Origin of the sequence: Streptomyces sp. NPDC046866 (assembly GCF_040704625.1) — a bacterium.
Lineage (GTDB): Bacteria > Actinomycetota > Actinomycetes > Streptomycetales > Streptomycetaceae > Streptomyces.
Genome location: NZ_JBEYXN010000036.1, coordinates 17481 through 39791, shown reverse-complemented (window position 1 = coordinate 39791; position 22311 = coordinate 17481). Strand labels below are relative to the sequence as shown.

At 70.5% G+C, this 22311-nt stretch carries 19 protein-coding genes, 1 tRNA gene and 4 pseudogenes; 15 read left to right on the top strand and 9 right to left on the bottom strand.

Features of this window, described 5'->3' with window-relative positions; all coding sequences use genetic code 11:
* Positions 1-305 precede the first annotated feature (305 nt).
* A complete protein-coding gene (locus tag AB0953_RS32680; protein WP_366863201.1) occupies positions 306-809 on the top strand; it encodes a hypothetical protein in 504 nt (167 codons plus the stop codon).
* 193 nt (positions 810-1002) lie between these two features.
* Positions 1003-1302 (top strand): hypothetical protein, encoded by a 300-nt coding sequence (locus AB0953_RS32675; protein WP_366863200.1) that lies wholly within the window; start codon positions 1003-1005, stop codon positions 1300-1302.
* 712 nt (positions 1303-2014) lie between these two features.
* Here the strand turns inward: AB0953_RS32675 and AB0953_RS32670 are convergent.
* Entirely contained in the window at positions 2015-2413 is a 399-nt protein-coding gene (locus AB0953_RS32670; protein ID WP_366863199.1) for a VOC family protein, read from the bottom strand.
* Positions 2414-2506: 93 nt separating this feature from the next.
* Here AB0953_RS32670 and AB0953_RS32665 point away from each other — a divergent pair, with 93 nt between their 5' ends.
* The 4 genes from AB0953_RS32665 (at position 2507) to AB0953_RS32650 (ending at position 4946) form a co-directional block, all read left to right on the top strand.
* Positions 2507-3517, top strand: coding sequence for a YafY family protein (locus tag AB0953_RS32665; protein ID WP_366863198.1), 1011 nt, complete (start codon positions 2507-2509; stop codon positions 3515-3517).
* Positions 3518-3798: 281 nt separating this feature from the next.
* Positions 3799-3945 (top strand): hypothetical protein, encoded by a 147-nt coding sequence (locus tag AB0953_RS32660; RefSeq protein ID WP_366863197.1) that lies wholly within the window; start codon positions 3799-3801, stop codon positions 3943-3945.
* A 29-nt stretch (positions 3946-3974) separates the two neighbouring features.
* Positions 3975-4409 carry a hypothetical protein gene (locus AB0953_RS32655; RefSeq protein WP_366863213.1) on the top strand — a complete coding sequence of 145 codons (435 nt, stop codon included), beginning with the start codon at positions 3975-3977 and terminating at the stop codon, positions 4407-4409.
* Positions 4410-4826: 417 nt separating this feature from the next.
* Positions 4827-4946, top strand: a tRNA-Gly gene (locus tag AB0953_RS32650).
* 1316 nt (positions 4947-6262) lie between these two features.
* On the opposite strand, the gene AB0953_RS32645 is transcribed toward AB0953_RS32650, so the two are convergent.
* From AB0953_RS32645 to AB0953_RS32635, 3 genes and pseudogenes are all read right to left on the bottom strand, one after another.
* Positions 6263-6685 (bottom strand): hypothetical protein, encoded by a 423-nt coding sequence (locus tag AB0953_RS32645; protein ID WP_366863196.1) that lies wholly within the window; start codon positions 6683-6685, stop codon positions 6263-6265.
* 1032 nt (positions 6686-7717) lie between these two features.
* On the bottom strand, positions 7718-8134 hold the full coding sequence (locus tag AB0953_RS32640; protein ID WP_366863211.1) for an SRPBCC family protein: 417 nt from the start codon (positions 8132-8134) through the stop codon (positions 7718-7720).
* Positions 8135-8232: 98 nt separating this feature from the next.
* Positions 8233-8438 (bottom strand): annotated as a pseudogene (locus tag AB0953_RS32635) (HNH endonuclease); the annotation flags it as partial.
* A 478-nt stretch (positions 8439-8916) separates the two neighbouring features.
* Here AB0953_RS32635 and AB0953_RS32630 point away from each other — a divergent pair.
* Positions 8917-9129: a 3-deoxy-D-manno-octulosonic acid transferase gene (locus tag AB0953_RS32630; protein ID WP_366863195.1), complete on the top strand. Its 213-nt coding sequence runs from the start codon at positions 8917-8919 to the stop codon at positions 9127-9129.
* A gap of 247 nt (positions 9130-9376) precedes the next feature.
* Here AB0953_RS32630 and AB0953_RS32625 read toward each other — a convergent pair.
* A pseudogene (locus AB0953_RS32625) lies at positions 9377-9796 on the bottom strand (helicase associated domain-containing protein); the annotation flags it as partial.
* 151 nt (positions 9797-9947) lie between these two features.
* On the opposite strand from AB0953_RS32625, the gene AB0953_RS32620 reads away from it, so the two are divergent.
* Positions 9948-11555, top strand: a complete 1608-nt coding sequence (locus tag AB0953_RS32620) for a serine/threonine-protein kinase (protein ID WP_366863194.1) — start codon at positions 9948-9950, stop codon at positions 11553-11555.
* 969 nt (positions 11556-12524) lie between these two features.
* On the top strand, positions 12525-12686 hold the full coding sequence (locus AB0953_RS32615) for a hypothetical protein (protein ID WP_366863193.1): 162 nt from the start codon (positions 12525-12527) through the stop codon (positions 12684-12686).
* Between the two features lie 74 nt (positions 12687-12760).
* On the opposite strand, the gene AB0953_RS32610 is transcribed toward AB0953_RS32615, so the two are convergent.
* On the bottom strand, positions 12761-13072 hold the full coding sequence (locus tag AB0953_RS32610) for a hypothetical protein (protein WP_366863212.1): 312 nt from the start codon (positions 13070-13072) through the stop codon (positions 12761-12763).
* 200 nt (positions 13073-13272) lie between these two features.
* Positions 13273-13512 (bottom strand): annotated as a pseudogene (locus tag AB0953_RS32605) (hypothetical protein); the annotation flags it as partial.
* 72 nt (positions 13513-13584) lie between these two features.
* Here AB0953_RS32605 and AB0953_RS32600 point away from each other — a divergent pair.
* The 4 genes and pseudogenes from AB0953_RS32600 to AB0953_RS32585 all read left to right on the top strand — a co-directional run.
* Positions 13585-14541 (top strand): winged helix-turn-helix domain-containing protein, encoded by a 957-nt coding sequence (locus tag AB0953_RS32600; RefSeq protein ID WP_366863192.1) that lies wholly within the window; start codon positions 13585-13587, stop codon positions 14539-14541.
* A gap of 195 nt (positions 14542-14736) precedes the next feature.
* On the top strand, positions 14737-15147 hold the full coding sequence (locus AB0953_RS32595; protein WP_366863191.1) for a hypothetical protein: 411 nt from the start codon (positions 14737-14739) through the stop codon (positions 15145-15147).
* A gap of 630 nt (positions 15148-15777) precedes the next feature.
* Positions 15778-16107 (top strand): hypothetical protein, encoded by a 330-nt coding sequence (locus AB0953_RS32590; RefSeq protein ID WP_366863190.1) that lies wholly within the window; start codon positions 15778-15780, stop codon positions 16105-16107.
* Between the two features lie 474 nt (positions 16108-16581).
* Positions 16582-16831: pseudogene (locus AB0953_RS32585) on the top strand (IS481 family transposase); the annotation flags it as partial.
* Positions 16832-17365: 534 nt separating this feature from the next.
* Here AB0953_RS32585 and AB0953_RS32580 read toward each other — a convergent pair.
* On the bottom strand, positions 17366-17626 hold the full coding sequence (locus AB0953_RS32580) for a hypothetical protein (protein WP_366863189.1): 261 nt from the start codon (positions 17624-17626) through the stop codon (positions 17366-17368).
* 911 nt (positions 17627-18537) lie between these two features.
* Positions 18538-19185 carry a TetR/AcrR family transcriptional regulator gene (locus tag AB0953_RS32575; protein WP_366863188.1) on the bottom strand — a complete coding sequence of 216 codons (648 nt, stop codon included), beginning with the start codon at positions 19183-19185 and terminating at the stop codon, positions 18538-18540.
* Positions 19186-19391: 206 nt separating this feature from the next.
* Between AB0953_RS32575 and AB0953_RS32570 the strand changes: the two genes are divergently transcribed.
* A complete protein-coding gene (locus AB0953_RS32570; protein WP_366863187.1) occupies positions 19392-20597 on the top strand; it encodes an FAD-dependent oxidoreductase in 1206 nt (401 codons plus the stop codon).
* Positions 20598-21939: 1342 nt separating this feature from the next.
* Positions 21940-22119 carry a hypothetical protein gene (locus AB0953_RS32565; RefSeq protein ID WP_366863186.1) on the top strand — a complete coding sequence of 60 codons (180 nt, stop codon included), beginning with the start codon at positions 21940-21942 and terminating at the stop codon, positions 22117-22119.
* The last annotated feature ends 192 nt before the right edge of the window (positions 22120-22311 follow it).

The following is a 22311-nucleotide window of genomic DNA, read 5'->3' as shown; positions in this document are numbered from 1 at the left end:
GGCATCTTCCACCTCCGGCTCTGGCGCGCCGGCGCCGCGTGGCCCTAGCGAGCGGCGCTGATCAGAACCGCCACCGCGTCTTCGGACGCGTCCGTCCCCGACGCTCGCCACAGTGCAACTGCCAGCCGGAAAGCGGCACCGGGTGGCCGTCCTTGATGGCCGCCGCAGCCGGTTGCAGGCCAGGTCCAGATCTCCAGTACGCAGGGCCAGGTCCCGAGCAACCGGTAGCTGGGATGCCCGTGCCGACGTCCTTCCAGCTCTGCGCTCGGCAGCACCTTGGGAGCTGGCGGGTGGACCCTTCGTGGATGGGCCGCTGTTACGGCCCGGACCCGTACGAGCCGGACTCGAGGCGGAAGCGCGGCCACAGGTATGTGGACCTGGTGGGTCCGTTGGACGGGCTGCTGCTCGATCTGACGGGGTCGGATCCGCGGGAGGTCGTGGACGGTGCGGTGCTGATGTCGGAGCACGGCGCGTTCAGGCCGGTCGACCACTCCGGCTACGAGCCGGCCGCAGGGGACTGCGGGGACGTCGGCCGGTGCGTGTGGCGCGAGGAGGCCTCTCACGCCGAGCACGGCGCCGACACGGCGATGTGGCGGCGCCTGGGACCGACAGGCGAACAGACGCTGACGGCCGCGCTTGACAACCCCGACGGCGACGCCCTCGACCGCAAACAGGCTGCTCGCGCCGACGCCCAGGAGGAACGACGCCGCGCCGCCGAGCGGGAGGCGCAGCGGCCCGTGTGCCGGCAGCGCGGACTGAAGTTCACCGACGAGCGCTGGGCGGAGACCACTGGGCGCGGCGGCGTCTAACGGCCGGGACCTGACTCCCAACACGGGTAAGATCATCCTATTTTGACAGTTCCATTCACAGGGACGGGTCATCGACGAACGACAATGCCGAGCGCTGCTGGAATGAACAACCGGTGAGCGGCGGCGTGCCGACCGGGTCAGGCCGCCGCGTGCCGAAGAAGTCCCGGCTCCAGAGCAGGAGGCGAGCGGGCGGGTGCCGAGCTGGCTCGATTTCGTCGACAACCCCGAAACGGTCAGGGCGGTGTACCGAGCGCAGGCCGTTCCCGAGCTGGACGCTGTTGTATTGGGGGAGGTCATGTGGCAGGCCGATGACGATCCGGCGTTGCTGATCCGGTTCGATCTGCCGGTCTACCCCGCCGACCCGCCCCGCCGATGGGCTGAGAGCGGCTTCGACACGGTCCAGGTTCAGCTCCGGCTCGTCGGCGCGGCCACCGGCTGGAGGCAGCCCGCGACTGCGATCCCGTCGGCCGCATCACGCTTCCGGCAATGGTGAAAGCGGCACCGACCTGCACTGCGGGCAGACCCCGACCAAGGTGAAGTACAGCGCTGACGCCGCGTTGAACAGACCGTTGCCGAGCCGGTTGACGAAACTGGCGGCGGCCAGCACGCGCTCCGGCCTGCTGTCCCCCGCCATACGGCCTGTTCGGCCTGCCAGGCCGCCCCTGATCACGGACCGCAGGCTGGGAGCGGGCGCAGAACCCTCCGCAGTCGTCCCAAGATCGCGCGCCCTCACGGTGACGTGGGCCCCGACGTGTGTTGCGTCCGTCCCCTGAAGGCCGGTGTCGGCAAACGAACCAGGATGCGGTGCACGGTCGCCGGCCCGAGTGTGACGCCGTGCAAGCCGCGTGGGTAGGCGGCGTGCCGGGATGGTCCTGCTTGGTCTGCCGCCGCAGCGCCTCCACCAGGGTCGGCGATGCCCTCGGAGGTGCGGGCGGGACTGGTGGCGGGGCGGGAGGAGTGGTCGAGCCAGGCCGTTCTCGCCGTGCGTGCGCCAGCGGGCGTACCACTTGGCCAGGCGGCGGCGGGAGCAGTGACATGGGCGATCGGACGTCCGGCGTCGACCCGCAGACACAAGCGCAGACGTCCTTCGGGGGTCAGCGGTGCGTTCCGATGTCCCTTGCCGGTGGCGCTCCTGGAGTCGGCGGCCGCGTTCACCGGGAGCCTGGGATCTCAGGGGTCCCGAGGGAGCGGCTGTGTGGGTGGCGTCAGTGTGCGAACTTTTCTATGGCCGCCGGGGTGACGGGGGTGAAGAAGTTGACGAGGTTGCCGTCGGGGTCGCGGAACAGCAACGACCGGTTGCCCCAGGGCATCGTGGTGGGCTCCTTGACGAAGTCGGTGACGAAGCCGGTCAGGTTCTGGTGAACGCGGTCCACGTCGTCGACGAGGAACTCGGTGATCACGCTGTGGTTGTCCGCCGGCCGGGCAGAGCCCGGGGCGAACAGCGGGACGGTGCGGGTGCCGGCGATCGCGAGGGTGGCGCCCGCGGTCCGGAGTTCGGCGAAGTCCTCGGTGGCCCACGCCGCCCGCGCCCCTGTGGCTCGCTCGTAGAAGTCGACGAGGCGTGCGACGTCGCTGGTGATGATGCGGATCGAGACGAAGTCCATGGGAATCTCCTTGGTTCTGCTGGAGGGGTGCACGTCGCACGCTAGGAGAAATAGTGGACAGAAACGGTCCTGTATTCGCGTTAGGCTGCCAACATGTCTCGCCCAACCGGCCGCGTACTGACACTCCTGGAGCTGCTGCAGTCGGGCGGCACCCGGACGGTGGCCGAACTCGCCGACCGGCTCGGCGTCGAAGGGCGCACCGTCCGTCGGTATGTGGACCAGCTGATCGACCTCGACGTGCCCGTGGAATCGGTGCGCGGCCGCTACGGCGGTTACCGGCTGGCTCCCGGTGGCCACTTGCCTCCGCTCATGTTCAACGACGACGAGGCGCTGGCCGTGCTTCTCGGCCTGGTCGCGGGCCGCCGAGCAGGATTGGCGACGACGGAGCGCACGGCAAGCGAGACGGCGTCGGCGAAAATCCGGCGGGTGCTGCCCAAGCGCATCGCTCGTCGGCTCGACACACTCCTGGAAGCCCTCGCCTTCACGGATCAGCCCGGCGAGTTCGACACCCCGCACGCCGGGGTCCTGCTCACGATCGCCGATGCGGTGCGCCACCACCGACCGGTCTCGATCCGCTACACCGACCGTGACGGACGGCGCAGCGAACGCACGCTGCACGCGTACGGGATCGTCGCCCATGCGGGCCGGTGGTACGTCACGGGCAAAGACGCCCAGATCGGCGAGGACCGAACCTTCCGGCTCGACCGCATCGCAGACGCGCGGACCCTGCCCGGCTCATTCGAAGCGCCAGCGGGTCCCGGTCCGGCACAGCGCGTGTTGTCAGGATTGGCCAGGGCCGAGTACCGGCATGAGGTGACCTTGCGGATCCACGGGACAGTTGAGCAGATCCGTGCCCAGCTTCCGGCCAGCGTCGCGAGCTTGGAGGAGCACGAGTCCGCGGCCGGTGAGGACCGCGTGACCGAGCGCTGGCTGCGCGTCGAGTTGCGGGCGGAGCGGCTCGACTGGTTGCCCCCGGTACTCGCCTCACTCGACCGGCCGTTCGTCATCGAGCGCCCCGACGGACTCCGCGACCTCGTCATCGCGTTCGCCGATCGCCTCAGGTCCTACGCCGCCGAGCCTGGCCGCGAGGCACCGATGTCATGAGATGGCACACCCGAGGATCAGGGCTGCCCACGACCTCTTTCATTGCAGCGAGGACAAGGTCGTGGCCGGATGTCCGCTCGTGCGGGACGTCGCCACGAGCTCTCCTCGCCTACCGGCGACACAAGGATCCGGGCCGGCAACGAGTGGACCAGCCGCCGGCAGTCCATCACTGTCACCGGGGATGGCTGCGTGGCACATGGCTGACTGCTTGCACTTCTGGGCCGACCGGGTCCTGGCCGGCCGCGAGGACGGTGGACGCCGGCTACAAGCGGTAGGGCGGGGTGACCACGGTCCCTCTGTACGACGCCCAGGACGTTGCACTTCTGGAGGTGGTCCGCCCCTCGGTGGACTGGCGGGCGGTGCGCACCGCCCGCGCGGGCAGCCGCTCCCTGCTGGCCGCCCTCGACCCCGTCCGCCCCGGTCGGTGACCGGGTGTTCGTGGGGGAGGTGGCGGCGGATGGCTCGGGTGGGCCGGGCTGCGGTGGTGAACTGGCGCCGCAGGCGCTCTGACTTCCCGGACCCGGTGGCCGGGACGGACGTGTCCCCGCTGTTCGAGCGCCACGCGGTCGTGGCCTGGCTGCTGGCCCACGACAAGATCGAAGTTCCCATGGGGCCGACGGTCGCTTCGCTGGTGCTGGCCGAGGCCGGCGGAGCGACGCACCGGTTCCGTCTCGATGGCCCGTGGCTGGATTTGCCCGACGACGCGGCCGGCGAGGCCACGTTGTCCGGCTGGTCCACCGACGAGGACGCCGATGCGCTGGCCGAGCTGCCGGCCGGGGAGTCCGGGGCGTCGCTGCGCCGGCTGAGCGCGCCCGGTACCGGCCCGTTGGCGGTCACGGGTGACGTGAGGCTGGTGGAGCGGTTCCGCTCGGGTTGGGCGGTCTGCGAGTGACGCTGACCTGGCCGGCCGGCCTGCGAGGCGCCGCTGCGGAGGGGCGGACGGGCAGGTGGTGCGTCATGGGGTCCCGTACGCCCGCCCGGGCCAGGTCTGCGTCTGCGTGCGGCAGGAGTGCGGCGGTGTGGTTCCGGTGTCCTGGTGCACGGAGCACGGGAATGCGGCCGATCCGGTGATGGAGTGGCATCCCGGCGGCGGCATCCGCTGTTCCGCGCTGGCCTGAGGACACCGTTGCGCCGTGGCGGGCGGTCGGGCGCGCTGGCTGATCCGGCTGGCTTCGTTCACGAGTCGTGGCTGGCCCAACTTCTGTGGCCCCGTGGCAGCGGTTGCCAGCGACCAGATAAAGATTCGTCCGCAGAGAACGGTGTCCCTACGCTTGGTCATAGCGGGAGTGCGCGCATTTCCGCAGGTTGCGGTGCCGTGGCAGAGCGGTCTATTGCGATCGCCGTGGGCGAGGTCCCTCCCACGGCGACTGACGGGGACGGGGCGGACCTGCTCCCATCTGTCTCGCGGGTTCAAATCCCGTCGGCACCGCAGCCGACCAAGACGTGGCACTGCGCACGAACCTGCCGCCCGCGCCAGGTCCACAGAAGTTGGGCCAGAGCCCGAGATTGGGTGCTGGCACAACTTCTGTGAAATGGTCACGCAGAGTACGAATTGGCTTGGTCTGGGCTCCCGGTACAGTCAGAGCGCCCCGTGAGATCGTGCTCGCACAGGAGTCTTCCTTGCTCGAACCGGACCGCTTCGCACTCCTCATAGTCAAGCCAGACGGAGTGGCCCAGCACCTCACTCGGCTCATCTCCCTCTGGACACGCGACCGGGGCTACAAGCTGCGCGGTTTCGGCTGATCCTGAGCCCGGAGCACCATGCCCGACCCGGCACTCTGCGCGGTGATTTCGGGGCCCTGAACCCCGTCTTCAACCTGGTTCACGCAACCAACAGCACCGACAACCTCGACCGGGACGCCCGGGCCCTCTTGGACCGCCGTCTCGTCGACCTCCTGGGACTGAACGGTCCCAGACCGGATGGAATTTCCCAGACCCCGCACCTACTGCGCCCGTTCAAGCTGTGGAGCGTTGTGGCGGACGTCCTAGCCACCTGGCTGGGACCGGAGGTGATACGGCCCATCGACTGGCCTGCCGACTCCCACGGCCCGTCCCACCCGGCGGTCGGCGCCGCCCTGATGGCTTGTGCCCGCGCCGCACAGCGAGCCGGAGGCGAGGATGGCGAAGTGCTGATGGGAGTGTTGGATGGGAGTACTTCCTACGTGCAGTTCGCCCACCAGGTTCCGACGGTGGACACATGGCACGGATGCCTCGCATACACGACGCTGCGTCACTTGACGCGGTGCGCTGAAACCCCGTGAGCCTTGATCGCTGCTGACCTCGACGTTCGCGGTAGAGCGACGCTCAGGCACGCCAATAGGACGCGCTTGCGAAGGAGCTGGAATCCCGCGCGGCCGAACATTGGCGCTTGAGCATCTTGATCCGGTTGACATGGCCTTCAACCGCGCCCGAGCTCCAGGGCAGGGTGAGTCCGGCGACGACGGCGTCCCGATCGCGGTCGATGCCGGCTGCGAGGGTGCGGAGGCTGGGAGGTTGTCCTGCCGAACGGCGTCGAGCCAGTCGGGGAGCTGCTGGCCTTGGCGTTCGGTGAGCATGGTCGCGAAGGAGCGGACATGGCGGGTCAGGGAGTCGAGTTCCGGACACATGGTCCGGACCGTCTTGATCCATCCGGCGACAGTGCGGGGTGAGGGCGGCCGGACGCTTACCGGCTTTGGTGAAGTGCGCTTTTCTCACAGGTAGAGGTGGACGCGCTGGTAGCTGCCTTTGTAACCGAGTGGCACAAGGTCATCTCGGTGGCGTACGAGCCCGCGGCGGCGGGCGCCGGAGATGGCTGCTGCTGGCCGCACTGCCCCACTTCAGCGAGCTGTTGCCGTTCGAGCAGGCGTTCACCCATGCCTGGCAGGACGACCCGTCGCAGCCAGCGTCTCCCCACAGCTTCCTGGCGTTGGTGCAGCCCTCGCTCCAGCGGTCGTCCAGGTAGGGTTTGTACTCGTCGAGGACCGAGGTCCGGTTCTGCCACTGGCCGGTGAACAGGTCTTCCGGCTTCTCGGCGTCGCAGAATCGTTTGACGGTGTGCCAGGCCATGCCGAGCTGACGCTGGACGGAACGCAGGCTGTGTCCGGCCTCCAGGAGTGCGTGGACAGTGGCGTGCCGGGCCCGGGTGCGGTCGGCGAACCGGTGCCCGGTCGGCCAGGGCGTGCCGGACATTTCCTGCTCCGGCCCCGGTTCCGGCCCGGGTTCAGCGGCGGCCGGGACATGGACGCGCAGGCAGGGATGGTGCTGGGCGACAGCCCGCTCGGCGGCCTCGCTCAGGTTGTGCCAGAGGTGCCACCGGTCCGCGACCTGGACGGCCCTCGACGCCAGGCCGGTCGGCGAGCCAGACCGCCAGGCTGGACGCTTCCCGGTCCGGCCGCAGGTCGACGGGACGGCGGGTTTCAATGTCGATGAGGACGGTGCCGTAGTGGCGGCCCTTGCGGGTGGCGTACTCGTCGACACCGACCACCCGCGGTGTGGCGGTCTCCGGATCGGACAAGGCGCCGACCAAGCGCAAGACGGTGCTCCGGCTGACCGGCATGCCGAGGACAGAGGCCAGGCGGGACCCGGCCCGCCCCGCCAGGGCGAGACCGACCACGGCCAGGTCCGAGCGCAGTCTCTCGGTGCGCTGGCCGTGTCGACGTGTCAGTCCGGCTATCTGCTCGACGAAGGTCCGGCGCGAGCACAGGGTGTTCCGGCAGGCGAACCGGCGGACCCGTAAACGGAGTACGACTTTTCGGCCCGCGCTCGGAACATCGGCAGGGAAACCGCAGGGAGGACCCGTGAACCCGGCGCGACCATACTTCGCAACCCGGACACGCGGCGCCGTCCGCGGTGCAGCGGGCGTCGACACGGACTATCGCGATATTCACGTCCATCGACAGCGCCTCGACGTCCGCCACCGACGGGGAACAACAGCTCCTTCAGCCGGAGCACGACCTCTTCCATGACCCCGAACTCTCGGCCCAGGCGCCTTGCCCACCAACCGTTTTCGGGCGACTTCGCGTATGGCACGAAAGGACTAGACGGTCGCTCAGCGTCACTGGGTCACACAAGTTGTGCCAGAGCCACTTCACATGAACGAAGCCACAGGTCAGGCCCGTGCTCCGGTGCCGCGGCATGCCCAGGCGCGGCACCGCAGTACGGCGCGTCTTTCCGCAAGTGGCGCGCCTGAGCCGGGCGGTGCGGGGCTCCGGCCCCGTGCGCTCAGCCGCCCATCGCCTCGCAGTACCGCTTCAGCCCGGCCGCCTCCATGTCGACGTACCGGCGAGTCAGCTTGCCGTACGCCAGCGCGAGCAGCGGTGCCATGAAACCCTTCTGCTGCAGGCCGAGCACGACGCGGGACCGGCCCGCGCCGAGCGGCTCGATCCGGTGCGTACTGATCGTGGTGAACACCGGGTTCTGGGAGCGCCACTCGAAGCTGCGCCCGGCCTCCATCTCGGTGACCTGCCACACCTCGGTCGCCAGCTTGAGCTGCCGGACCTCCGCCTCGCTCCCGACCGCCACCGGGCCGCCGGACAGCAGCCGTACGCTCGTCTTCGACACCGTCCAGCGAGGCCAGCCCTCGATGTCGGCCAGCACTTCCCACACCCGCTCCGGCGCTGCCGCGACATCCACAGTCACCTTGTACCGCACTCGCGTTCCCTTGTTCGAAGCCGATCCCCCACGGTACGGCCAGTCGCCGTGGTGACGTTCACTCAGCACGTTCTTCCTGTTCGAGTGGCTTCGGCGAGGAGGACTTCGTTGCGGGTGTTGCAGCCGTCGGTGGGGATGTCGTCGGCGTTCCAGTGCTTGAAGCTGGTGCGCTGGTAGCCCGTGCGGTCCTCGGCGGCGAGGGGGAGGGTGTCGCCGCCAGGCCGAGCGGCAGGGTCTGGGGCACTTGGCGGGCCGGGGTGTCGGCGGCGTGGGCGAGGGCGGGCGTGGGCAGGGTGAGGGCGAGGGGGCGGCGGCCGCGGTCGCGGCCCGCATTAGCCTGATCATCACAGGGCCGGTGTAGCGGCTCAGGAGCGACTGGCAGAACCCTGCGGGTGGTGGGTTCACCCGACTGCATACGGCAGTTCACCTGGGAAGCGACTTTCCACATGCGTTACGGCACCCCGTCTGTGGGCGCCGGCTCGGCGGGACGGGGGAGCGGGACGGGGACGGGACGGCGAGTTCCCTGACCTCGCCCCTCCGACGCCGGAGACGTGCACCCTCCGGGGCGTGCGGGCCGTCAGCTCCTGGCAGGGGGCCGCGGCCCGGGTGGGGCTGGCGCCGCTCCTGGCAGTCGCGGGGCCGCTTGAGCGGCCATGCCGCGTAGGTGGCCCGCTCCTGGCGGGCGCGGGGGTTCCCGGACCGCACCTCGCGGCCCGAAGTCGCTGGACGCGCCCTGTTCGGGGCGGCGAAGGCTCGGTAAGGTCCCGCACATGGCTGAGATCGACGCAGATGAGCTGCTGAGGCGAATCCGTGCAGCGCGGGACTGGGCTGCTGCGGAGGACGAACGGCTGCATGCCGCCAGCACGGCCGGTGGATCCGACGACCAACGGCTTACGGATGCCATGGCATCGCGGATCTACAACAGCATCCGGGCAGTCCTCGACGAGATCATCGAGCCCGGCAAGCACTCCCGGGAGAACTAACTCCCGGGCCCGGCCGAGCTGCCCCCGCGCGGGCGCGCGGCGCCCCCGGCGGGTGCCGCCGACGCCCGTGGATTCCCGACAGCACCGGAGCGCGGCGTGCTTGGTCTCCCACGCCTCCTTACGCGCCGCAGGGTGTGGTGTTGTTCTTCAGCGAGTGAGTGGTGTCGTTGAGCTGGTAGGAACGCGGGTCTCCGATGGCGCCGCCGTCGGCCCGACGCACACGTGCCGGCCGAAGTAGTTGTCCTTTGGGCTGCACGCCCAGCGCGGTCAGCCTCTCCTGCTGCTCGGGCAGCAGCCGCGCCCGGATGGCCGGCTGCCTCTGCTGCTGGAGCCACTTGCCGATGTCGTCGCCGTCGAAGACGACGCCCGGCGCGATGTGTGGCAGGGCGCCGTCGGCCTCGACCAGGTCGGCCAAGACGCGGTAGTTCCGCTGCCAGTCCAGCGGCCACGGGCAGTCCCAGTCCTCGTCGACCGCGGTCAGCTGCGCCGCGCGTTCCGCGGCGCGGTCCGGGTCCTTGCCCAGGCCGTTCTTCGCACCCTTGCCCCGGAGGTTGGCCAGGTGCTGTCCGATGGGCACCATCTCGTCGTCCTCACCCCACATGGCGTCCTGCCATGGCGCGAGGTGCCCTGCGGCCCGCCGGTAGGACCGGAGTGCGGCGAGTTTGGCTCCGGGAACGCCCGCCGACCAGTCTGCGGCCACTGCAGCCGGACGTAGGACGTACGACTACGGCCCTGCGTCGCCGGTGCCTGTGCGATCCTGTGGCAGCACCGACTGAAGTGCCGCTGTTCTACGAAGAGTTCGGGGAGAGTGGGCGTACGTGCAGCCGCTGACTGATGACGATCCGCGCCGACTCGGGGACCACCGGTTGCTGTGCCGGCTGGGAGCAGGCGGGATGGGCGCCGTCTACCTGGGGCGGTCGCCCGGCGGCCGGACCGTGGCGGTCAAGGTGGTGCGGGCTGATCTCGCCGCCGACCCCGGCCTCCGGGCACGCTTCGCCCGGGAGGTGCGGGCCTCACGAGCGCTGACCGGCCCGGGGACGGTGCCGGTGTTGGACTCGGACACCGAGGCCGCCATCCCGTGGCTGGCGTCCGCCTACGTCCCCGGCCCAACATTGCTGGAGGCCGTCAACGTCCACGGTCCTCTCCCCGAGCCGACGCTGTGGCGGCTGCTGGTGGGCCTCGCCCAGGTACTGGAGGGGGTGCACGCCGCCGAGGTCGTGCATCGCGATGTGAAACCGTCGAACGTGCTCCTGGCTCAGGAAGGACCGCTGCTCATCGACTTCGGGATCGCCCGCTCCGCCGACGAGACGGTTCTCACCGGCACCGGGATGGTGGTCGGTTCCCCCGGATACATGTCGCCCGAGCAGGCGGAGGGGCAGCGGGTCGGGGCGGCATCCGATGTGTTCTCGCTGGGCGCTTCACTGGCCTTCGCCGCCACCGGGCGCAGCCCGTTCGGCACCGGTTCCGCCGCCCAGGTGTTCTACCGGGTGGTCCACCACGAACCGGACATCGTCGACGTCCCGCCCCAGTTCGCCGATGTGCTGCGCTCCTGCCTCGCCAAGGAACCAGACCAACGGCCCACGGCCGCCACACTCCGCGCCGCGGCCGAGAAGCGGTACCCGGCGTACGGTGACTGGTTGCCCGCCCCGATCACCGCGTCGATCGCCCGCACCGCCGAGTTCCTGCTCCACCTGGAGGCACCCGACGACCCCGAGCCGTCTGCCGGGGAGCCGCGGACGCAGACGGCCGTCCTCACAGTCCCCGACGGCACTGCCCCTGGCCGGCCCGAGCCCGCTCGGTTCGCCTCCGGCGGCACGGCGTCCCCCCGCCCGGCCGCCGACCGAGTCGGCGACGGGCAGCGGGCCCGTGCCGCCACGCAGTCCACCGCTTCCGTCACGGCGGGTGCAGCCTGGGAGGAGCACTGGATCGGCAAGCTCAAGAGGGGCCTCGGCCATCCGCTCGTGATGCTCCTCGCCCTCCTTCCCGTGGGCCTGCTGTGGCAGGGCGCACTCAAAGCCAAGAGACGATCGCTCGCATACCCCAACAGATGGGATGACAGAGGAGCGGACTACCACTGGGCGCTGGACGACTGGTGGCGCATCCTGTCGGTCGTTCTCCTGGGGGGTCTGCTGGCTGCATTGCTGGTCACGCGCCGCCTGCTGCACCACCGCAGACCTGCCGTGGTGTTCAACTGGCAGATCGGGGTGGGGATCTACTGGATACTGGCGTGCGGGAGCTGGGCGGCACACATCGTCGGCTATGGCGTCCTGGACAACGCCACAGACCTCGCTGCGGCCGGCGGCAATGCCATGCCGGCCGCCCTGGTAGTCGTTGTCGCGTGCATCGTCCTGGCCGTTCCCATCGTGATCGGTGCCGTAGGGCGCGTCCGGCTCGGCATTCGCACAGCCATTTCTCCGCTGCGCTGAATCAGCCCGATCCCGACCAGCGGCCCCCGGCCGATCCCGGCGAGCCGGCCGAACTCCGGGACCCGGGCCAGGATGCGGGGGAGTGGGAGATCCCCCGCATCCCGCTGCATTACGAGCGTGCCGTCCTCGCCGGGGCGGTGGTTCGGGAGAAGCTGCGCATCACCACCGCCGTGCGGGGCCGGGCGTACGACGTCGTCCGGCACCAGCAGGCGGCGATGCCCGAGCAGCTGCTCGGGCCCACGGCCGCCGACCTTGAGCACGACGGCCAGGAGCCGGAGGCCGGATCCCGGGGGGGGCGATTGACACGACAGCGCTGCGGGCCTTGCGGGAGTCGCGTACGGACGCAGAGGCCCTTGATCTCACGGCGGATCGGCTGCATCACCTTCAGGACGCGTTCACCAGGGCCGCCGAAGACTCCCGCGCCCGCGCGAACCGCCACGCCAAGAAGGACCATGCCGACGCAGTGCGTGCACCCGCTGCGCCGGGACGATCAGCAGGCGCACCGCCCGCAGGAGCCTGGACCGTACCGCGGCCTGGAAACCGGCCACTGAGTGGACCCCAAGGCGTGCACTCTGTGTGGTGGCGCGTCAAGGACACCGACGGCAAGGACAAGCCGATGTGGCGCGCCCGATGGATGGCCCGCGTCGCGGAGCGAGGGTAGCCACCCCACCCGCACCCTCCGACTCCACCAGATGCCTGACGATCTTGCCCGTCCAGGAAGCCCGCATAGCTCGTGGCCCGCAGACCACTGGCACAGGGAGAGCGGGACGGGGCTGTGACACACTGTACAACAAGGTGACGCACTCGGTGACGCACTTTCCCGCTTACCTCTGTTGGGAAATCGAGCGGTGAACAAGGGCAGAGAGAATCCCGGAAAGTGCGTCACCCCGTCGTGAAGCCCCTGGCCAGCCGCTATCTGCCCGGGCATCGCGGGTCGCTTCGCGGCGTCGTGGGGGAGCCCTCCTGGACGTGGTGCTGGTCCGCCCGGACCTGGTGGCGGAAGTCAGCACGGATCGGACCGCTGACCTGGGTGTTTTCCGGCACCCGCTCCGCTTCCAGCGGATCCGCCTGGATGTGGGCGTGGACGACGTGCCGCGGTTCGGCCAGGGCCGGGCCGCGGCTGCCGGGTGACCGACGCCGGGCCACTCTCGCTCGGCCTGCCGGCGGGCCGGCGCCCGGTTCCGCCGACCGGTGGCTGGAGTGTCCTAACGGGCAGGGCTGCCGACGACCTGGTCGAAAGCGATTCGATCACCGACAGTCAGGAAGATCGGGCTCGCCAGCTCGAAGGCATACCCGTCGTCAGTCTCGAGGTCCTTCACCAGCACCAACCGCGAGGTCGGCGTGGCTCTGTCAGCAACCAGGCGCATGCCGAGGTGGTCCCACGCGGCCTGAGACCACCTCGACCTGGTGGTGGCCTTCTCTCGGGTGTCCTTGGGGGAGCGGACCCGTTCGACGGAGGCGCGCAGGGCTTCCATGAGATCCACCGCGCCGGTGGCTTTCGGTGCGGGCTGGGCCATGGAGGGCGTCGATCAGCTGGTGGGCCATCTTCAGCTCGCCCGCGCTCGCCTCGCCGGCCTTCGGCAGGTCGGGGATCTCCTGTTGGGGGTCGCGGATCTCGTCCGACCAGTGCAGCGTGTGGACGGTCAGCAGCTTCTTCTCCGACCTTGAGAGCGACAAGGTACTCGCGCCCGCACATCACCAAGGTCGCTATCCCGGCCCGGTTGGACTCCTCCAGCGCCTGCTCCAGCAGCGCGTAGACCTTGGCGTACTCCTTCCCCCTGGGCCCGAGGCAGTGAGCCTTTTCAGCGTGGCCCCTGATCGGGTGATGCGGCGATCCCGTCAGCCGGTACGGCCGCTGGCGTTCACCGGCTCGAACGCGTGGCCGACGAACGGGTCCTGCGCCTCGACGCCCGATTGGGCGGTACGAGGTGGGGCAGGCTGAGGGGCGTTCACGCACTCCCCTTCGGCGGCAGGAGACCGGCAGGTGTTACGTGTTCACTTCACGGCGGAAGACCGCGCCAGGACCCGGGTGGCCGCGACCATCGGCGTCGCGGCCGAGGTCTACTACAGCCTGGAGCTACTGAGAGGCAACCGGGTGCCTACGCACCTCCACACCTGGCGCTCGGCGATCGCGGGCAGGACGGGGGCCGACACACTCCCCTTGACGTCCCTGGTCCCGACGCGCGGTCCCGGGCTTGATCTGCTGGCCCTGACGGGCGATGTGCCCTCTCTGGACCACGCCGTGGACAATCTGCTGCACGCCCCGGTGTCCCGGCTGCGCCGCGAGATCGAGTGTCTCGACTTTCGTCCCGGACAACTGCCGTGGGCCAGACGGGTGGCGGAGGGCGACCGTGACGCGCTGCGGGAGCTGGCAAAGGCCCTGCGCGCCTGCCACCGACTGACCGTCGAGCCCTACTGGGAGAGAGGACGCTCCGAACTGGTCGCGCTGACCACCCGTAGCGCGAGCCTGATGCTGGAGGGAGGCGTCGATCTCCTGCTGCGCTCGATCTGTGCACCACTGGTCCGCTGGCGTCCGCCGGTGCTCGAAGCCCCCTATCCACGCCGAGTCGATGTGCACCTCCAGGGGCGGGGACTCATCATCACGCCCACGGTCTTCTCGAAGCACCCGGTGAGTTTCCTGTGGGACCCGCTCGACACCGCTCAGCCACCCCGCCTGACCGTACCGGCCCTCCGCCGGCCACTGACCGGCACCGGAGCGGCGGAGTGGGACGGCGCGACCGTCCGGAACCTGGAGTCCCTGCTCGGCCGCACCCGAGCCGCCGCCCTGCGAGTGACGGCGGAAGGCTGCACGACGAGCGAACTGGCCCGCCGCCTCAACGTCACGGCCGCCGCGGCCAGCCAGCACGCGACCGTGCTGCGCGACACGGGCCTGATCACCACCAGCCGCCGCGGCGGCTCCGTACTCCACCTCATCACCCCGCTCGGGCTGGCCCTGCTGTGGACGGGCGCCCTGACGCAACCGTGACGGCGCGAGGACGCCGCGAACGAACGTCGCCTCTCCTGTCACACACCACCGAACAAGCGCACCGAGGTGTGTGAGGTACTGCCGCACCCACCACCCTGGCAGCCCCTTTAAGCGGTGGCTTAAAGGATGGGCAACGGATGGTCGACCTGCCCAGGATGTGAGGCGACAACAGACTCGTCCCGTCTGGAGGACCACTTGAAGCCCCAACTCGCCGCCGTTGTCGGCTCCGCCGTTCTGACCGCCGCCACCGTACTGGGAGCGCCGGCCGCGGGCGCGCAGACTGCGGCGTACCCGACCACGCCCATCACAGGCGTCTCGTATGGCGCCAGCTACATCAGCGGCACTCTGACCTGGTACAACCGTTCGGTCGGGGTCGACGGAGCACTCCGGGCCGTCGGCTGCCGCAGGGCGTGGGTCGGCGCGTACGACGCCTCGGGTATCCGCCTCGGCGCCAAGAGCACCAGTACCAAGTGCGACGTGACGTATTCACTCGACGACTTCCCGGCAGTCCCCGCAGACGTGCCCGGCGGGGCCGCGTACGTCGTCGTCTGCCTTGACGACGCCACCGCGTCCCCACTCGATTGCGAGACGTTCTACCGGCCCTGACCACTCCGACCGCTCGATAAGTGACCTGCGCCGACACACATACCCGGCCCCGGGGCGGCATGACACGCGCCGCCCCGGAAGCTGGTCCCGTCGCCCGACGAGGCAGAGCCACGAGCCATCAACCGTCGAGCCTCCGTAGATGACCAGGACGAGGGCAGGCGTGGGATGTTCGGCTGTGTGACCGTGGGAGCAATGGGGCTTCGGTCCTACTCGAAGTCGGCTGCCCCTCCAGCGGGCGAGGCCGCCGAGTGCGTTGAAGAGGCCGCCAGGCAACCTCCCCGGCCAGCGGAACCCCGCGGCAGGCGCCGAGGACGCCGTTCATCGCCAGGGCGGTGAGCGCAAGTTCGCAGAAGTACGAGGCTCCGCGGCCGTCGTGTTGGCCTCGGCCGGGTGGAGGGCGGGTATGCGGAACAGTGCGTCGGAGGTGACTCTTCGAGCAGGTCCGAAGGCGTAGCGTCCGGGTGCGCGGCGCGGTAGCCGGCTGGCCCGGACGGTGGTGCGACCCCCACACGGCCCGCACGCCCTGCCCCCCGCCGGCACCATGTCCACGGATGTGGCGGCCACGCGGCTGTAGCGGTCTTCGAGTCGGCTCTGCGGGAGCTCTGTCCCGCAGAGTCTGGCCTGTAGGGCATGATCGCGAACATGGGTGAATCGGAACTGGAACGGCTCTCACGGATGTGGGAAGAGCACCTGCGCGCGCCGTTCCCACCACACATGCGCGGTCGAGAGATCGAAGGCGAGGACATGGTGTTGCTCGACGCGGACATCGCCGGCTGTGTCGTCTCGTCGCTGTCAGGGCCTCTTGACGAGAAGCGTCGCAAGATCCTGCTCGTCTGCCTTGCGGCCGTTGAGAAGGCCCTGCGGTCGATCGATGATGACGACGGCGCGTCCGAGTACTACAAGCACCTGCGGGACATGGCTGCGCTGGCTGTCGAACTCGACAACGCCAAGGCTCGGTAGCGTCGAGCGAAGCCGATCTCGTGAGGGGGCAGGTCGTTGCGGACCAGGCCGTGGCGGGCGAGGAGTGCCATGTGGTCGCGGCCCACCTGCGCATGCCGGGATACCCGGGCGGTGCCGGCGCGTCGGCAAGCGTGCCGAGGAGCTGGGGGTCGGTCAGCAAGAAGCCGTGCGGCAGGGGGTAGCTCCTGCTCCGGCACGGATACCGCCGGGTCTTCATCGATGACGTGCCCGCCAGCGCCGGAATCGGCAAGGGCACCGTCTACCTGCGCTGAAAGACCCGTGAACAGCTATCCGCTGCCGTCTTCGCCCGCGAGTACTCACCGCAGTCGGTGAACCTCGCTACGTGCTGCGCCGGGAGCCGGAGACCTGCCGGCTCCACCGCTTCGCCGGCACCGGGCCGTCAACGCCCGGCGGCGGTGTCGAGGATGCGGGTCGGTCGCGGCCCGCGCGACGACGAAGGCGGTCTTCCCTAGGCGTGTCGTCAGCAGACATGGCCTGCCGCCCCTGGCCCCTCTGGGACCGGGTCACCGGCGAACCCGTCCGCCGCTAGGAACGCGCCCGTCGGGCGAGCTGGTCCACATCGACGCAAGAAGGTGGGCCGGATCCCCGTCGGCGGCGGCCGTAACGCCCCGTCGCCGGGCTGCTGGCTGCCCGAACAAGGACCGCCCTCAGCGGCACCGGATACGCCCACCTCCATACGGCTCTGGACGACTACAGCCGGATCGGCCCCGCGCCTGATCTGCTCGAGCCTGTTATGGGGGTGGCCTGACCCACGCCCCGCCGCCCCTCCATTCGATCAAGGTGGACTGCGCCGCTTCGTGCGGCGACAACTCCCGGCCTGTCCGTCGCAGCAGGCCGAGGATGCGCTCAGCCTGTGCGCCAGTCGGAGCATCTGCCCGTCCACGCAAACCCGCCGGCCGCCAGTGGGCGAGGGTAACGTCGCTTGGGACCGTTCAGGGCGGTGGGGGCACCCCGCCCGGTGGCACCGTGCGCCTCCGGACCTGTCTCCCGCCGACCATCCCGACCTTCGAGTCCGGGCCGACAGACTGAGCGGCCGCGCGCTACGCGGCGGGTGCTGTCCTGGCTCGGGGCGGGTGGCTGCCGGGGCCTTCGCCAGCCCCCCGGCCCCCGCCGACTCTGGCACCGCCCGGCGCGGACAGCGATCCCGTGGTGCGGGTGCGTGCGCGCCGGACGGCACCGGGGACGTGGTTTCCTGGCGCGGCCCGGGGGCGGATGGGGGGCTGGTGAGGAGGTCGGATCAGTCCGGGTTCTCAATGCCGCCCGGCGGCCGGACCGGGCCCGGCGGCCAGAAGGGGAGGGCTTCCCGGATGATGGGCAGGATTGGCCCCGGCGGGTAGAAGATGATGGGCCGGATCGGGCCCGGCGGGAAGAAGATGACCGGAGTCGGCGGGGTGGGCTGGGCGTGGGCCGCCGGGGCACCCAGCAGAACGGCTCCCGCAGCCAGGGCGGCGCCGGCCGCCGCGGCGGCCAGCCGGCCTCGTACGAGTGCGTGTCTCACCTAATGGGCTCCGTTTTCAGCAGGCGGGTCGATGTCGTGCCCAACTTCTGATCCCGGTGTTGACCACGCAAGATCTCCCTTTGGAGCAACAAGCGCGCTTTCGCAGCTCACGGCGCTGCTCATCGCCGCATGACGCTCCGTTGGGCCGCATCCCAACAGGTGGCCCTCCGTGGGCGGCCAGCTCAGCCGCTGGCCCGTGACCACGCGGGCGCCACGCCATCCGGCGGACACCGGGTACGACACAGGCCGCGGGCTGCGGGGGCTGTTGCGGGCTGGCGGGGGCGGCAGGGTCGGGTCTGGTTCCCGCGGGCGGACGCCGGCCCGGGGCGGTGGTCGCGGGCGGGTGGTTGGAGGCCGCCGAGGCCGTGCGTGCGGCGCTGCGGGGCCCGATCGGTGCGGGGGTGGCGCGGGACCGGCTGACGGAGGCTCTTGGGCTGCCGCTGCCGATCCTCCGGCCGTGGGTGACCGCCTCGGCGGTCCGCCACCTGGTGAAAGCTGGCCTCCTGGTCTACCCCGGCGGGGAGCCGCAGTTCCCAGATATCCACCCAGACCAGGCGGCTGCCTTGGTCCGCCGCCGGGACCTGCCCGCCCTGCTCGACCGGCATGTTCCCTTGGCCGGACCTGGCCGCCCGCCGGCTCGGCGTGTGGCCGCCTCGACTTCGACCCGATCGCCGGCCGTCTCGGGTGGCTGTTTCCGGTCGGTTCGGTGGAGATCGACTACAAGCGGCAGGGCGGCGTCACGGCGGTCCCGTTGTGCTCCGCCGAGGATGTCGCCCTGCTCTCCGGCATCCGGCCCTGGGTGGACTGGCCGGGGGCACCCGCTCAGGCTGCCGCCCCCACAAATCCGGACATTTCCAGCCGCACGGCACGACGCTCACGCACGGCGAGCCAGGGACGTGGATGCCCGGGTCCTACGTGCTGTCCCCCGGCTGCTCCTTGATCGCTGCCTCCACCAGGGCGCGTGCGGCCCACGTGATGGCCTCCTCCTCGGCCTGCGGGTCGAGGCCCCGCACGTCACGCAGGGCGATCTGCGCCTCCCAGCCGACCACGATGGTCAGCGCCGAGATCAGGCGCTGGTAGGACCGCTCATCAAGGGTGTCGCGCAGGGGTTCACAGGCCTGCTCCAGCCATTGGATCCGGCGGGGGCCCCTGCGCGGCCCGGGCGTCTCCTCGGCGTCGCTCACCGGTGGATCGACGGTCAGCCGGATCAGCCGGCGGCCGAGGGGGAGCGACTGCGGTGAGTGCTTCAACAGCGTCCTTATGAGGGCGTCCACCCGGTCGGCGGCGTCGTCGCCCAGTGCGGGGTCGTTGAACGCCTCCTCGACCGGAGGCTCGTTGAGCGCGCCCGCGGTGGCGTCGATCAGCAGGTGGTCGAGGCTCGGGAAGTACGCGTACACGGTGCGCCGTGACACGTCGGCGGCAGCCGCGATCTCGTCGACGGACGGCGCCGCCCCGCCGGCGCTCAGCCGGACTGCCGCGTCGACGATCGCCTTACGGGTACGGCGGCGTTGCGCTTCGCGGCCCCCGCGGCGCACTGGCCCTGCATTGGCACTGGTCATCGTTGCTCGTCGCTCCCGGAGTCGGGCGGGTCGGCCTGGCTTGACGCCCCCTCAGGAGCCAAGTATATCCTCATGCAATCGCTGCACAGGAGTGCAGCGATTGCATCGATGTGAGGTCTGTTGTGCGGGTCACGCACCCCTACCCGTCACAGGGGCCGGGACATCGGTGTCTTGAGGTCGAGCCACCTGTAGCGGAGGAGACACCAGTGAACGAGCACACCGATGTGGTCGTGATCGGCGGCGGGTACGCCGGAGTCATGGCGGCCAACCGCCTGACACAGCGCGACGACGTGAGAGTGACGCTGATCAACCCGCGCCCGGACTTCGTCCACCGGGTCCGCCTGCACCAGCTCGTCGGCGGAACGGACGCCGCTGTCGTCGCCTACCAGGAGGTCCTGGGCGACGGCGTCCGGCTGCTCACCGACACCGTGACCCGCATCGACGCCGCCGGACGCGGTGTGGAACTGGCCTCGGGCGCCACCGTCGGCTACGACTACCTGATCTACGCCGTCGGCAGCGGCAGCGCGGACCCGGGAGTGCCCGGAGCGGCCGAGTTCGCCCACCCCCTCGGCACCTTCGAGGAGGCCGAGCGACTGCGCCCCGCCCTGGACGCCGCACCCGCCACGGCCGTGGTGACCGTCGTCGGAGCCGGTCCCACCGGCATCGAAACCGCCGCCGAGCTGGCCGAACAGGGCCGGAGCGTGACCCTCGTGTGCGGCGGGGTCCTCGGCCCCTACCTACACCCCCGGGGCCGGCGCTCGGTCGCCAAGCGCCTGGCCGGCCTCGGCGTGACCGTCCTCGACGGCCCCGACACGAAGGTGACGGCCGTGACCTCCGAGGCCGTCCGCCTCGGCGGCGGCCGCGTCCTGCCAAGCGACGTGACCATCTGGACCGTCGGGTTCGGGGTGCCGGACCTCGCCCTGCGCAGCGGACTGAGCACCGACGCCCTCGGCCGCCTCCTCACCGACGAGACGCTGACCAGCGTGGACGACGCCCGCATCATCGCCGCCGGGGACTCGGCGGCTCCGTCGGACCTGCCCTTGCGCATGAGCTGCCAGGCCGCGATACCCATGGGCGCGCGGGCCGCCGATACGGTCCTCAGCCGCATCGCAGGCGAACAGCCCGAAACCCTCAACCAGTCCTTCGCCGCCCAGTGCATCAGCCTGGGCCGGGCCGACGGCATCTTCCAGTTCGCCAACCGGTCCGACGTAGCGGTGTGGTTCAGCATCGACGGCCGCCTGGGCGCGAAGATGAAGGAGACCGTCTGCAAGGGCATCATCAAGCACCTGGCCGACGAGGCGGACAAGCCCGGCGGCTACCGCTTGCACCGCATGGGAGGGGGCAGCACGCGCCGGCAACTGCTGGAAACCAAGCAGAACCAAACCCCCACCCCGGCCGAGCTGGCGGCCTGACAGCCACCCGGCAGGACCGCCTCCCCGGATGACCGTCACGGTCAGCCTCCCGCGCATGACGCGGGCTGAGGAGCCCTACTTCCCCGACGACTGCGAGGCGAGGTGCCCCGAACCATCGCCAGGTGCATCGCGAGTTCGGGCCCCGGCTCAGGAGTAACCGCAGTACCACGGCCCTCGTTCCGGCCCGCACGAGCACGGACCCAGAGGTGGGACAGACGCTCGGGGGCTGGTACTCGGTGTCCAGCCCCGACGACTGGCACGCACACGAGCGACAACCGGACGTCGTTCGAGATCAAGGTCGTCGAGACGGCGCCCGACGGACGGGGACGGCCAGGCCTCACGTGGCAGCCACTCCATCCCGAGCCCGTCGAGCGCTTCGAGCTGGGCGGCGTCGAGCCGGTCGCGCCGCTGGCGCTGGTTGGCGAGCCACACCCCTGGGCGGTGGGCGGTCCCGTCGGGGAGGTGCTCGACGTGGGACCTGCCGGGCACGCCGCCGCCTTCCCGCGCGAGGTATACGTGAGGGGACGCCGTTGTGGAAGGCTTCCGCGCCCCGGGCCGACGTGCGCTCGTCTTGGGGGCCGACCGGCGGCCGCGTACGACCGGTGCGGGGTGTCGCCGAGCGCACGGAACCGGGTCTGCCGCTCGGCGTTCAGCCGCTTCCAGTTGCGTCGTTGGGTGGCCAGCCAGCGGCCGATGCCCTCGCCGTGCCGGGTCACTCCGGGCGTGATGGACTTCAGGCGCACGCTTCGTCCAGGAGATGGGCGAGGTAGGCGTAGTAGCGTTGCCAGTCCACCGTCCACCCGAGCGCGCCCGGATTCCTGTCCGGTGGATTGCGGCGAGCGCCTTCGCCCGACGTGCGGCGCGCACCAAGTCCTCCCCCAGCCCGCCGGGCCGGCGCTGCGCCCAGTCGCGTACGCCTACCTCTCTGGCGGTCGACCAAGCTACTCATTCACGTCAACGACCTGCACATCGGCAACTTCGACCACGAGATCTGGCTCCCGCGCGCTTGCTGGGCCGAACTGCACGGCACAGACCCGGCACTGCACGCCAGTGCCGAATGACGACCAGCAACAGGCCACAGCCGAGTCCGACCAACCGCGCCGCAAAACGACAGCTGCCTCAGGCGCGCTAGGGCCTGTCGTAAAAGTGCTGATCGCAGCCATTCGTTGATGGCTGCGACCTGCACGTGCGCTTCGTAGCGGACGGTGAATTTGTCGTACATGGTGGCGACGGCACGGTGGCGCTTGAGGCGGTTGATGCCGCGCTCGACCGCGTGCCGCTGCTCACGCCTGCCCCCCCGGCCGCGAAGGTAGTCACCGACCTGCCTGAGCCTGCCCGGGAGATGGTCCGCGACGTCCTCGACATCGCCGTGCGCTCGCCGTGGGGCTGGCCGCAGTGGAATACCGGCGATGCGGAGGGCGAGGACGTGCGCGCCGCGGCCGTGGGGCAGTTGTCCGTCGTCTACGTGGTCAACCGCCTCACCCGGCACCTGTCCGTCCTGGACGTCGCCTGGATCGGGTAGCAGCTCGACTGCAGGAATCCTCGGTCGGCGTGGCAGGGGTTCAAGATTCACATGGCACACGTGCGCCCGGTTGTCGGTGGGTGCCGGGACACTAGTTGAAGAGGTTTGAGGGCCCGTCTTGCCAGCGCCAATGGGCATCCATGCGCGCTGGCAGGGCGGGCCCTCGTGATGAGGGCCCCACAGGTCGAGAAA

Excerpts from the sequence above, each read along its gene's own strand:
- AB0953_RS32565 (WP_366863186.1), top strand. The coding sequence starts at position 21,940 with ATGGTCCGCGACGTCCTCGACATCGCCGTGCGCTCGCCGTGGGGCTGG.
- AB0953_RS32665 (WP_366863198.1), top strand. The coding sequence starts at position 2,507 with ATGTCTCGCCCAACCGGCCGCGTACTGACACTCCTGGAGCTGCTGCAG.
- AB0953_RS32610 (WP_366863212.1), bottom strand. The coding sequence starts at position 13,072 with ATGGCCCAGCCCGCACCGAAAGCCACCGGCGCGGTGGATCTCATGGAA.
- AB0953_RS32670 (WP_366863199.1), bottom strand. The coding sequence starts at position 2,413 with ATGGACTTCGTCTCGATCCGCATCATCACCAGCGACGTCGCACGCCTC.
- AB0953_RS32645 (WP_366863196.1), bottom strand. The coding sequence starts at position 6,685 with ATGTCCGGCACGCCCTGGCCGACCGGGCACCGGTTCGCCGACCGCACC.
- AB0953_RS32680 (WP_366863201.1), top strand. The coding sequence starts at position 306 with ATGGGCCGCTGTTACGGCCCGGACCCGTACGAGCCGGACTCGAGGCGG.
- AB0953_RS32630 (WP_366863195.1), top strand. The coding sequence starts at position 8,917 with ATGGCTGAGATCGACGCAGATGAGCTGCTGAGGCGAATCCGTGCAGCG.
- AB0953_RS32575 (WP_366863188.1), bottom strand. The coding sequence starts at position 19,185 with ATGACCAGTGCCAATGCAGGGCCAGTGCGCCGCGGGGGCCGCGAAGCG.
- AB0953_RS32655 (WP_366863213.1), top strand. The coding sequence starts at position 3,975 with ATGGCTCGGGTGGGCCGGGCTGCGGTGGTGAACTGGCGCCGCAGGCGC.
- AB0953_RS32590 (WP_366863190.1), top strand. The coding sequence starts at position 15,778 with ATGATCGCGAACATGGGTGAATCGGAACTGGAACGGCTCTCACGGATG.